Origin of the sequence: Mycobacterium kyorinense (assembly GCF_002101735.1) — a bacterium.
GTDB classification, from domain to species: domain Bacteria; phylum Actinomycetota; class Actinomycetes; order Mycobacteriales; family Mycobacteriaceae; genus Mycobacterium; species Mycobacterium kyorinense.
The window spans coordinates 22,943-34,706 of record NZ_LQPE01000022.1; the positions used below are offsets into that span (position 1 = coordinate 22,943).

Below are 11,764 nucleotides of genomic sequence, written 5' to 3' on the forward strand. Positions count from 1 at the left end.
AGGCAGCCATGAATGTCGGAGTGCATCTGGCCAAGCGGGCCGAGTTGAACCCGGATCTGGAGGCGCTCGTCGACGACGCCGCCCGCCGCCGATTCACCTTCGCCGAACTCAACCGGCAGGCCGATCGGGCCGCCCAGGTGCTGACCGGTCTAGTGCAGGCCAAGGGCGACCGGGTGGCCATGCTGCTGCCCAACGGGCACCACTTCGTCGAGGTGTTCTACGGCGCGGCCCGGGCCGGGCTGGTCGTGGTCCCGTTGAACTGCCGGCTGGTCGCCGACGAGCTGGCGTTCATGTTGCGCGACTCGGGGGCGACCGTGTTGGTGTACGCCGCCGAGTACGACGCCGTCGTCGCCGATCTTCACGGGCGCGGGGACGACGGGACGCCGGTGGTGCATTGGGTGCGGGTGGGTCCGGACCGGCCCCAGTGGGCGCTGGACTTCGACGCGCTCGTCGAGTCGGCCCCGGCGGATCCGGTTGTGGTCGACGCCGACGGCGACGACCCGCTGTTCATCATGTACACCTCCGGCACGACCGGGCTGCCAAAAGGGGCGGTGCACACCCACGACAGCGTGGAGTGGTCCGTGTTCACCGTGTTAGCCAGCGTCGACGTGCGGTTCGGCGACCGCTACCTGATCTCGATGCCGCTGTTTCACGTCGGGGCGCTCAATCCCATGGTGTGCTGTGTCTATCGCGGCGCGACGATCATCATGCTGCGCCAGTTCGACGCACAGCGGATCTGGGAGGTGTTCCGCGACGAGCAGGTCACGATCACGCTGGCGGTCCCGGCGATGCTGAATTTCATGCTGCCGACCTATCGGGCCGAGCTGCGCGAAGCGTTGGCGCTGCGCTGGATCATGAGCGGGGCGAGCCCGGTGCCGGTCTCGTTGATCGAGGCCTACGCGCGTCTCGGCTTCGAGGTGCACCAGGTCTACGGGCTCACCGAGACATGCGGCCCCGCGTGCGTGATCAGCCCCGACGACGCGATGTCACACATCGGATCCACCGGAAAAGCGTTCTTCCACACCGAGGTTCGCATCGTCGACGACAACGGCGTCGACGTCGGCCCGGATATGCCCGGCGAGGTGCTGGTGCGCGGACGGCACATCATGGCCGGCTACTGGAACCGCCCGGATGCCACCGCGCAGACGATCACCGACGGCTGGTTGCACACCGGCGACATTGCGGTGCGCGACGCCGAGGGGTTCGTCTACATCCAGGACCGGATCAAGGACATGATCATCTCCGGCGGCGAGAACGTCTACCCGGCCGAGATCGAAGACGTCCTGCTGTCGCACCCGGGCATTGCCGATGTCGCCGTGCTGGGCATCCCGTCGGCCAAGTGGGGCGAGTCGCCGCTGGCGGTGGTGGTGCGCGCGGACCCGGACCTCGACGAGGAGGCGGTGCTGGCGCACTGTCACGGCAAACTGGCGCGCTTCAAATTGCCCAAGCGTGCGGTGTTCACCGACGCCATCCCACGCACCCAAACCGGCAAGGCGCTGAAACGCCAACTGCGCGAGCAGTTTTCGTTCGACGCGCCCGAATAGTCAAGGAGCACTTCGTGAAACAACTCACCGGCCTGGATGCCGCGTTCCTCTACATGGAGACACCGACGACGTTCGGGCATGTCAACGGCCTGATGATCTTCGAGCGGCCCACCCCCGACTACAACCCGTACGCCGCGGTGTACGCCAAGTACGCCTCGCTGGTAGGTGAGCTGGAGCCGCTGCGGCGGCGCCTGGTCGAGGTGCCGTTCGGGCTCGACCATCCGTACTGGGTGGCCGACCCCAACTTCGACCTCGACTTCCATATCCGCGAGATCCATCTCGCCCGACCGGGTCTGGTCGATCAGCTAGCCGAGCAGGTGTGCCGGATCGTCGGGCGTCCGATGGACCGCACCCGGCCGTTGTGGGAGGTGTACGTCATCGACGGTCTGGCCGACGGGCGTTGGGCGCTGCTCACCAAATACCACCACGCCACCATCGACGGCGCCTCCGGGCAGCTGATGCTGCAGATCGTCACCGACACCACCCCCGACGCGCCGGAGCCCGGGACGGGCCCGTCGTGGGAACCCGAGCCGATCCCCACCGACACCGAACTGTTGCGGCTGGCGCTGATCCACCTGGCCGCCAACCCATTCAAGGCGCTGCGGGTGCAGGCCCGGATTGTGCGCCAGCTCGCCGACGCCGCCGGGATCCACGGCGTCAGCGGCGCGGCGGGCGTGGCCGGAACCGCGGTCAAACGCGTCGCCCAACTGGGCAGGGCCGACGGGCCCAAGATTTCGCTACCCAGGACGGCGGCGCCGCCGACCCCGTGGAACAAAAAGATCACCGGCCACCGCCGATTCGCCATGCGCACCTCGTCGCTGGAGAACATCAAGCGGCTCAAGGCCGCCACCGGCGGGACGGTCAACGACGTCGTGATGGCGATCTGCGCCGGCGGGCTGCGCGAATACCTGCTGGCTCACGACGCTCTGCCGGATCGCCCGCTGCGGGCCATGGTGCCGGTGTCGATCCGCACCGGCGACGAAGCCGACCCGTGGACCAACCGGGTGTCGGCCACCATCGCCGAGTTGCCCACCGACTGCGCCGATCCCGTCGAACGGGTGGCGCGCTGTCACGAGGCGATGCAACGGGCCAAGCGCGCACACGAGCTGGTGCCGGCCGCCGAACTGGTGGACCTCACCCAGTACTCCGCCCCGGTGCTGGCCACCGCGGCCGTGCGGCTCGCGTCGCGGCTACGGTTGGCCGACCGGGTCACCCTGCCGTTCAACGTGGTGATCTCCAACGTGCCCGGCCCCCGCCAGCCGTTGTACTTCGCCGGGGCGAAGCTGTGTCACCAGTTCCCGGTGTCGATCGTCACCGACGGGCAGGGACTCAACATCACGGTGGTGAGCTACCTCGACCGGCTCGACTTCGGCTTCATCGCCGACCGCGACCTGATCCCCGACGTGTGGGACCTCGCCGACATGCACATCGCCGAGATCGGCCGGCTGATGGACGCCACCGGCGCGCAGTGGGCCCAGCCGCCGCAGCCGGCCTTCCCGCGCCGCGGCCCCGTCAAGCTCGCCCAGACGGTCACCAAGCTAAGAGCGGGGAAGAAGACGCCCTCGACGACCGGCGCCGGTCGACGATAGCTCGCGTCCCATGACTGTGACGTCGATTCACTTTACTCGCCAACGGATTTCGCACCACGAAGCGAGGTAATCATGGGATTCATGGCACCCGAACTCCCGGATGTCGACCGCGACACCTGGTTGAACCTGCCGCGGGCCAAACGGTTGCAGGTCGTGACCCGCCACTGGGTGGAACACGGCTTCGGCACCCCGTATGTGGCGTACTTGTTCTACCTGGCCAAGATCGCCGTGTACGTCGCCGCCCCTGCGATAATCATTTCGCTCACTCCCGGTCTGGGCGGGCTGGGCCACATCGGCGAGTGGTGGACACAACCGATCGTGTATCAGAAGGTCATCATCTTCACGCTGCTGTTCGAGGTTTTGGGCTTTGGTTGCGGATCGGGGCCTCTGACCGGGCGGTTCTGGCCGCCCGTCGGTGGATTCCTTTACTGGTTGCGGCCCAACACAATTCGACTACCGCCGTGGCCCGGCAAGGTTCCTTTCGCCGCCGGTGATACCCGCACCGTCGTCGACGTCGCCCTCTACGCCGTCGTGTTGACGGGCGCCGTGTGGGCGTTGTTGTCACCCGGCCAGGGCGGCCCGGTGACCGCCGCCGGCGATGTCGGCTTGGTCGACCCCGTCCTGGTGGCGCCGACGATCGTCGCGCTGGCGGTGCTGGGTCTGCGCGACAAGACCATTTTCCTCGCCGCCCGTAGTGAACACTATTGGCTGAAATTGTTCGTGTTCTTCTTCCCGTTCACCGACCAGATCGCGGCTTTCAAGATCATCATGCTCGGCTTGTGGTGGGGCGCAGCGACTTCCAAGCTCAACCACCATTTCCCGTATGTCGTGTCGGTCATGATGAGCAACAACGCGCTGCTGCGCAGCAAGGCGTTCAACTGGTTCAAGCACCGGCTGTACCTGGACCCGGTCAACGACCTGCGGCCCTCCTGGTTGCCGAAGGTCATGGCCCACATGGGTGGAACCACAGCGGAATTCATTGTGCCGGGTGTTCTGGTCTTTGCCGCCGGCGGACAACCCTGGCGCTGGTTCCTGATCGGGTTCATGGTGATCTTCCACCTCAACATCATTTCCAACCTGCCGATGGGGGTCCCGCTGGAGTGGAATGTGTTCTTCATCTTTTCGCTGTTCTTCCTGTTCGGGCGATACGGCGATATCACGGTGTACGACCTGAACTCGCTGCTCCTGCTGGCCATCCTGATCGTCGCGCTGGCCGTGGTTCCGATTGCGGGAAACCTGTTCCCCAAACAGATTTCGTTTTTGCCCGCAATGCGTTACTACGCGGGGAACTGGGCCTCCAGCGTCTGGTGCTTCCGCGCGGGCGTCGAGGACAAGATCGACGCAACCGTCGTCAAAAGCTCCGCGCTCGTTGCCAAACAAGTTGCCAAGCTCTACGACCCGACCACTGCCGAAATCATGGCCGACAAGGGCGCAGCGTTCCGGTCCATGCACGCCCACGGCCGGGCGCTGAACGGGCTGGTGCCTCGCGCACTCGAGAACGAGGCCGACTACATCTTGCGGGAGGGCGAACTGGTCGCTGGACCGCTCATAGGGTGGAACTTCGGTGAAGGCCACCTGCACAACGAGCAATTGCTCCAGGCCGTGCAGCGCCGCTGCCACTTCGACGAGGGCGACATCCGGGTCATCATCCTGGAAGGGCAACCGATCCAGACCCAACGGCAGTGGTACCGCATTGTCGACGCCAAGACCGGCCTGATCGAGGAGGGCTACGTCAACGTCGAGGACATGCTGGCCCGCCAGCCGTGGCCCGAGCCCGGCGACCAGTTCCCCGTCCACCTCACTTCCCACCGCAACGAGGCCGCGCCGCGATGACCACCTACGTCGGGTGCCGGCGTGCCGGCGGTACAGGCGAACGCGCAGGTCAGCTAGCTGACGGACCGCCCCTCGCGATGCCATTGCCGCACCACTAGGCTGGCCGGTGGATCACACCAGCAACTAAGGAGACGAGAGACGTGACGGTCCGGGTAGGCATCAACGGCTTCGGTCGAATCGGGCGAAACTTCTACCGGGCCCTACTGGCACAGCAGGCCCAGGGCACCAGCACCGACATCGAGGTGGTGGCGGTCAACGATCTCACCGACAACGCCACCCTGGCGCATCTGCTCAAGTTCGACTCGATCCTGGGCCGGCTGCCGCAGGGCGTCAGCCTGGAAGGCGACGACACCATCGTCGTCGGCAGCGCCAAGATCAAGGCCCTGGAGGTCAGAGAGGGTCCGGCGGCCCTGCCGTGGGGCGACCTGGGCGCCGACGTGGTCGTCGAATCCACCGGCATCTTCACCAACGCCGCCAAGGCCAAGGGCCACCTGGACGCGGGCGCCAAAAAGGTCGTCATCTCCGCGCCGGCCACCGACCCCGACATCACGATCGTGCTCGGCGTCAACGACGACAAGTACGACGGCAGCCAGAACATCATCTCCAACGCCTCGTGCACCACGAACTGCCTTGCGCCGCTGGCCAAGGTGATGCACGACGAGTTCGGCATCGTCAAAGGCCTGATGACCACCATCCACGCCTACACCCAGGACCAGAACCTGCAGGACGGGCCGCACAAGGACCTGCGCCGGGCCCGCGCGGCCGGGCTCAACATCGTTCCGACCTCCACCGGCGCCGCCAAGGCCATCGGCCTGGTGATGCCGGAGCTCAACGGCAAGCTCGACGGGTACGCGTTACGGGTGCCGATTCCGACCGGCTCGGTCACCGACCTGACCGCCGATCTGGCCAAATCGGCCACCGCAGAAGAGATCAACGCGGCGTTCAAGGCCGCCGCCGAGGGCAAGCTCAAGGGCATTCTCAAGTACTACGACGCCCCGATCGTCTCCAGCGACATCGTCACCGACCCGCACAGCTCGATATTCGACGCGGGCCTGACCAAGGTGATCGACAACCAGGCCAAGGTGGTGTCCTGGTACGACAACGAGTGGGGCTACTCCAACCGCCTGGTCGACCTCGTCGCCCTGGTGGGCAAGTCGCTGTAAAGCCGTGACCATCAAGACGCTCGACGACCTTCTGGCACAAGGAGTTTCGGGGCGTGGTGTGCTGGTGCGCTCCGACCTGAACGTCCCGCTCGACGACGGGGGAGCGATCACCGACCCGGGCCGCATCAGCGCCTCGGTGCCGACGCTGCGGGCGCTGGTCGATGCCGGCGCCAAGGTGGTGGTGACCGCGCACCTCGGCCGGCCCAAAGGCGGCCCGGACCCGAAACTGTCGCTGGCGCCGGTCGCCGCCGCGCTCGGCGAGCAACTGGGGCAGCACGTGCAACTGGCCGGCGATGTGGTCGGCAGCGACGCGCTCGCCCGGGCCGAGGGCCTCACCGACGGAGATGTTCTGCTGCTGGAGAACATTCGCTTCGACCCACGCGAGACCAGCAAGGACGACGCCGAGCGGCTGGCACTGGCAAAGCAACTGGTCGAACTCGTCGGCGACGACGGCGCTTTTGTTTCCGACGGGTTCGGAGTGGTGCACCGCAAACAGGTATCGGTGTACGACGTCGCCACCCTGCTGCCGTCCTACGCCGGCACGCTGGTCAATGACGAGGTGAAAGTCCTTGAACGCCTGACGCATTCCACCGAGCGGCCCTATGCCGTCGTGCTCGGCGGGTCCAAGGTCTCCGACAAGCTGGGCGTGATCGAGAAGCTGGCGACCAAGGCCGACAGCATCGTGATCGGCGGCGGCATGTGCTTCACCTTCCTTGCCGCGCAAGGTCTTTCGGTGGGCACCTCGCTGCTTGAGACTGAGATGATCGACACTTGCCGGCGGCTGCTGGACACCTACGCCGACGTGCTGCGGCTGCCCAGGGACATCGTGGTTGCCGAGAAGTTCGCCGCCGACTCGCCACCGGAGGTTGTTGCCTGCGACGAGATTCCAGAAGGCAAGATGGGCCTCGACATCGGGCCTGGGTCGGTGGAACGGTTCACCAAGCTGCTGGCCAACGCGCAGACGATCTTCTGGAACGGCCCGATGGGTGTCTTCGAGTTCCCGGCCTTCGCCGCCGGCACCAAGGGGGTCGCCGAGGCGATCGCCGCGGCCACCGCCAAGGGGGCGTTCAGTGTGGTCGGCGGCGGCGATTCCGCCGCGGCGGTGCGCGCGCTGGGTCTGCCCGAAGACGGCTTCTCGCACATTTCCACCGGCGGCGGCGCGTCGCTGGAATACCTTGAGGGCAAATCATTGCCCGGCCTGGAGGTGCTCGACCGATGAGCCGCAAGCCGTTGATCGCCGGCAACTGGAAGATGAACCTCAACCACTTCGAGGCGATCGCGCTGGTGCAGAAGATCGCTTTCTCGTTGCCGGACAAGTACTACGACAAGGTCGACGTGGCGGTCATCCCGCCGTTCACCGACCTGCGCAGCGTGCAAACCCTGGTCGACGGCGACAAGCTGCGGCTGACCTACGGCGCCCAGGACCTGTCGCCGCACGACTCCGGTGCCTACACCGGCGACATCAGCGGGGCGTTCCTGGCCAAGCTGGGCTGCACCTACGTCGTCGTCGGGCACTCCGAGCGGCGCACCTACCACAACGAGGACGACGCGCTGGTGGCCGCCAAGGCCGCCGCCGCACTCAAGCACGAGCTGACCCCGATCGTGTGCATCGGCGAGCACCTCGAGGTTCGCGAAGCCGGTGATCACGTGAGCCACAACGTCGAGCAGCTGCGGGGCTCGCTGGCCGGGCTGTCCGCCGAGCAGATCGCCCGCGTCGTCATCGCCTACGAGCCGGTGTGGGCGATCGGCACCGGGCGAGTGGCCAGTGCCACCGACGCGCAGGAGGTGTGCGCGGCGATTCGCAAAGAGCTGGGCTCGCTGGCGTCGCCGCAGATCGCGGAGGCGGTGCGGGTGCTCTACGGCGGTTCGGTGACCGCGAAGAACATCGGCGACCTCATCGCCTGCGACGACGTCGACGGTGGGCTGGTCGGCGGGGCCTCGCTGGACGGGGAGCAGTTCGCCACCCTGTGCGCGATCGCGGCGGGCGGGCCGATCCCCTAACCGGCGGGTCTCGCTGGTTGACCTCAACTGCTGTTGAGGTCGTAGCGTGGGGTCATGGGACCCAACGTGTACCCCGACGCGATGGCCGAGGCGTACCAGCGGCTCGACGGGCTCGGCTACGAGCGCGGCGAGCACGACTTCGCCAACCACGGTCCGATGGCTGCTGAAGCGTTGTGCGCCTTGGGTTTTGGTGACGAAGTGGCGACCTGGGTCGAACACTACAAGCGTCGGATGGACCATCACGATCCACCCGAGCCCAGATTCCGGATCGACCCGTCCGACGAACAGTCGTGGCGTGAGTCGCTGGGACAGTTCACGCGGGCCGGGGATTGGGAAGCTGTGTTTCGCCGCGAACTCGCCGACCGGCCGTGGCGCGACGTGCTGGCGCAGTGGTGGCCGCGGCTGCTGCCGGGCCTGCTGGCCGCATTGACCCACGGGCTGATTCGCACCGCGCACGCAGTGCGGTGCCTGAGCGCCGCCGTCCACCCCGACGATGCGGCGCTGGCCGAATTGGCGCGCGGGCTGGCCTACTGGGCGGCGCGCTACGCACCGCTGCCGGGGGAGGTGGCGTTCGCCGGCCAGCAGACGATCGCCGAGGCGATCGCGCGGGTGGGTCGCGGACAGTCAGACGATACTTCCAGCTACGTCGAAGCACTGACCGCACTGAGCCCGCTGGATGCAGGACGGCGGCTGAGCGAGATGACGTCGACGTTCGCCGGTGTCTACCTCGCCCACCCGGACGACCCGCCGGTGCCGATGATTCACGCCGTGACTGCGCCGGCCGCGATGCGGATCGCATTGGCCCAGCTGCCGGCCGAGCTACACGAACCGTCGGTGGCCGCCATGTGGCGGGTGCACGTCGCGATGTTGGCGATGTTCACCCGAGACGCCGGCGCCGAACGACAAAGCCTCGACATCGCGTCCCGCAATGGGCCGCCGTCGTGGCAGGACCTGTTCGGGCGTGCAGCGGAGAACGGTGACGAGCACGTGATCAAGTTCACCGAAGCCTGTGCCCGGGAGAACGCGCTCCAACCCGACCCGCGCTTCCCCGCGGCGGTCCAGGCCGCGCTGGACCGGATCCGTTTCAGGCCGCCGGGCACCAGCCGGTAAGGTGGCGGCCATGCAATTGGCCCTGCAGATCATCCTGGTCGTCACCAGCGTGCTGGTGGTGCTCCTGGTCCTGCTACACCGCGCCAAGGGTGGCGGTCTGTCGACGCTGTTCGGTGGCGGCGTGCAGTCCAGCTTGTCGGGGTCGACCGTGGTGGAGAAAAACCTCGACCGGTTGACGCTGTTCGTCACCGGCATCTGGCTGGTGTCGATCGTCGCGATGGCGCTGCTGATCAAATTCCGCTGACGTCAGCGCACGGTCCGGTTCCGTAACGCGTTGAGTACGCCCCGCACGGCGTGCTCGGTCACCGATAGCGGCGACATCACCGTCTCGCCGACACTCACGATGTAGTCGATCCGCTCGACGATGGCCTCCACCGGCTCGATCAGCGCGACCAGCCGTCGCGCCAGATCGTCCAGGCCGGTCAGTGTGCCCTCGAAGTGGTCCAGGCCGTTGTCCAGTCGCTCGACGGTGGCATTCAAGACCGACAGCGACTCGTTCAGGTCGTTCAACGTAGGTCCCAGACCTTTCAGCAACGACTCGAGTTGCGCCACCGTGACGTCGGCGTTCATCGCCGCCTGCGCGAGGGTCTTGATCCGCTCCCGGGGGGCGCGGTCGGTTTTGTCTGCCATAGCGCTCATTATTGCCCCCGGCGGAACCGTCGCGGCCGACAGTGCATCTGATCGGTATGCGTCAGCGACACTGTGAGCGGGATTGGCGACACCTCACGACGCCGAGGGCCGCCGAACGTGACACTCTCCGACGGCTCGAGGAGTACGCCGCGGGCTACGCCGACCGGCAGGCCGAGCAGCGAAGCTAGCTGCCCGACGGCAGCTTGGCGGCCGCTTCGCCGTCCAGAAACCAGACCGTGTTCTCCCGCCCGACGGCTCCGGCAGCCGGGCACGACACCGGGTCGGCGCCGCCGACCGCGGTGGCCACGGCGTCGGCCTTCTCGCCGCCAGACACCATCATCCAGACTTCGCGGGCCCGCCGGACCGCGGGCAGGGTCAACGTGATCCGCTCCGCCGGCGGTTTCGGCGAATCGTCGACCCCGACCACCAGCCGGGTGGTTTCGCGAACGGCGGGCGTGTCGGGGAACAACGAATTGACGTGGCCCTCGGGCCCCACGCCGAGGAAATGGACGTCGAAATCGGGTGCGGGCTGGCCCGGTTCGGCGTTGGCGGCCAAGACCTGTTCGTAAGCCAGCGCCGCGGCGGCCAGGTCGCTGTCGAATTCGCCGTCGCTGGCCGGCATGGCGTGCACGTTGCGGGCCGGGATGTCGACGTGATCTAGCAGGGCGGCCCGGGCTTGCTTCTCGTTGCGGTCGTCGTCGTCTTCGGGCACATAGCGCTCGTCGCCCCAGAACAGGTGCACGTTGGCCCAGTCGATGCGCTGCTGCTGGGATTTGAGATATTTCAGCAGCCGGTTGCCGTTGCCGCCGCCGGTCAGCACGATCAGCGCGCGGCCCCGCGCGGCGACCGCCGCATCGATGACACCGATCAGTCGCTCTCCTGCCGCGGCAACCAGTGCGTCGCTGTCAGCGAATGTCTCAACATTGGTGCTCATAAATACTCCACCCGGTCGATGCCTTCGAGTGCGGAACAGTAGATCGCGTCGGGATCGAGCCGCCGCAAGTCCTCGGCCAGACACTCGCGGGTTTCCCTGCGCGGCAATGGAACCAGCGCGTCCGGCTTGGCGGTGCGACTCAACGTAGCCGTCACTCCCTCCTGTGGCCGGCTCAATGTGATCGTCTCGGTGGTACGCACCAGTTCGACTTTGAGCTCGCCGACCGCGCGCCGCACGGGCCCGTCGATGCGACTGGCCAGCCAACCGGCCAGCACATCCAGGGCCGGCTCGGTCTTCAGGCCGGACACCAGCGCCGACGTGATCGGCTCGTGCGGCGGCTGATCCACCGCCGACGCGAGCAGCGCACGCCAGTAGGTGATGCGGCTCCAGGCCAGGTCGGTGTCGCCGGGGGTGTATCCGGGCAGTCGGCTCTTGATCGCCGACAGCGGGTCGACGCCGTTGGTTGCGTCGGTGATGCGCCGAATCGCCAACTTGCCCAACGGATCCTGGGCGGGGACCGCGGGTGCGATATCTGGCCACCACGCCACCACCGGGATATCGGGCAACAGGAACGGCACGACGACGCTGGCGGAGTGGCCGGCCAGCGGACCGGACAGCCACAGCACCACCACCTCGCCGGCGCCGCTGTCACCGCCGACCCGCAGCTGAGCATCCAACCGTGCCTGCGGGGCATCGGCGTCGCGGTTCATCACCACGATCACCCGGCTGGGGTGTTCGTGGCTGGCGGCGTTGGCCGCCTCGATCGAATCCTCCAGCACCTCTTCACTATCGGGCGCGATGACCAGAGTCAAAACCCTGCCCATGGTTACCGCGCCGACCCTCTCCCGCAGCTCGTCGAGTTTCTTGTTGATGGCGGTGGTGCTGGTGTCCGGCAAATCGATGATCAATGGCGCCGCTCTCCCCCGCAAGCGGGAGGTGCCCCCACCTCATCGCTGCGTA

At 67.1% G+C, this 11,764-nt stretch carries 11 protein-coding genes; 8 read left to right on the plus strand and 3 right to left on the minus strand.

Annotation, left to right across the window (positions count from 1 at the left end):
- The first annotated feature begins 8 nt into the window (after positions 1-8).
- The 8 genes from AWC14_RS04575 (at position 9) to secG (ending at position 9,484) form a co-directional block, all read left to right on the plus strand.
- A complete protein-coding gene (locus AWC14_RS04575; RefSeq protein WP_045377624.1) occupies positions 9-1,544 on the plus strand; it encodes an acyl-CoA synthetase in 1,536 nt (511 codons plus the stop codon).
- A gap of 14 nt (positions 1,545-1,558) precedes the next feature.
- Entirely contained in the window at positions 1,559-3,133 is a 1,575-nt protein-coding gene (locus tag AWC14_RS04580) for a WS/DGAT/MGAT family O-acyltransferase (protein ID WP_082632585.1), read from the plus strand.
- A gap of 72 nt (positions 3,134-3,205) precedes the next feature.
- Positions 3,206-4,966, plus strand: a complete 1,761-nt coding sequence (locus AWC14_RS04585) for a DUF3556 domain-containing protein (RefSeq protein ID WP_045377622.1) — start codon at positions 3,206-3,208, stop codon at positions 4,964-4,966.
- A 140-nt stretch (positions 4,967-5,106) separates the two neighbouring features.
- On the plus strand, positions 5,107-6,129 hold the full coding sequence (gene gap / locus AWC14_RS04590) for a type I glyceraldehyde-3-phosphate dehydrogenase (RefSeq protein ID WP_045377620.1): 1,023 nt from the start codon (positions 5,107-5,109) through the stop codon (positions 6,127-6,129).
- A 4-nt stretch (positions 6,130-6,133) separates the two neighbouring features.
- On the plus strand, positions 6,134-7,348 hold the full coding sequence (locus AWC14_RS04595; protein ID WP_045377617.1) for a phosphoglycerate kinase: 1,215 nt from the start codon (positions 6,134-6,136) through the stop codon (positions 7,346-7,348).
- Entirely contained in the window at positions 7,345-8,130 is a 786-nt protein-coding gene (tpiA, locus tag AWC14_RS04600; protein WP_045377614.1) for a triose-phosphate isomerase, read from the plus strand. The genes AWC14_RS04595 and tpiA overlap by 4 nt, the downstream gene beginning before the upstream one ends.
- 54 nt (positions 8,131-8,184) lie before the next feature.
- Complete coding sequence (locus tag AWC14_RS30140) at positions 8,185-9,240, plus strand: questin oxidase family protein (RefSeq protein ID WP_045377611.1); 1,056 nt, start codon at positions 8,185-8,187, stop codon at positions 9,238-9,240.
- 10 nt (positions 9,241-9,250) lie between these two features.
- A complete protein-coding gene (secG, locus tag AWC14_RS04610) occupies positions 9,251-9,484 on the plus strand; it encodes a preprotein translocase subunit SecG (protein WP_045377679.1) in 234 nt (77 codons plus the stop codon).
- A gap of 2 nt (positions 9,485-9,486) precedes the next feature.
- On the opposite strand, the gene AWC14_RS04615 is transcribed toward secG, so the two are convergent.
- The 3 genes from AWC14_RS04615 to opcA form a co-directional block, all read right to left on the minus strand.
- A complete protein-coding gene (locus AWC14_RS04615) occupies positions 9,487-9,879 on the minus strand; it encodes a type 1 glutamine amidotransferase family protein (RefSeq protein WP_045377608.1) in 393 nt (130 codons plus the stop codon).
- Between the two features lie 175 nt (positions 9,880-10,054).
- Positions 10,055-10,804, minus strand: a complete 750-nt coding sequence (pgl, locus tag AWC14_RS04620; RefSeq protein ID WP_045377605.1) for a 6-phosphogluconolactonase — start codon at positions 10,802-10,804, stop codon at positions 10,055-10,057.
- A complete protein-coding gene (opcA, locus tag AWC14_RS04625) occupies positions 10,801-11,712 on the minus strand; it encodes a glucose-6-phosphate dehydrogenase assembly protein OpcA (protein WP_045377602.1) in 912 nt (303 codons plus the stop codon). The genes pgl and opcA overlap by 4 nt, the downstream gene beginning before the upstream one ends.
- Positions 11,713-11,764: the final 52 nt, after the last annotated feature.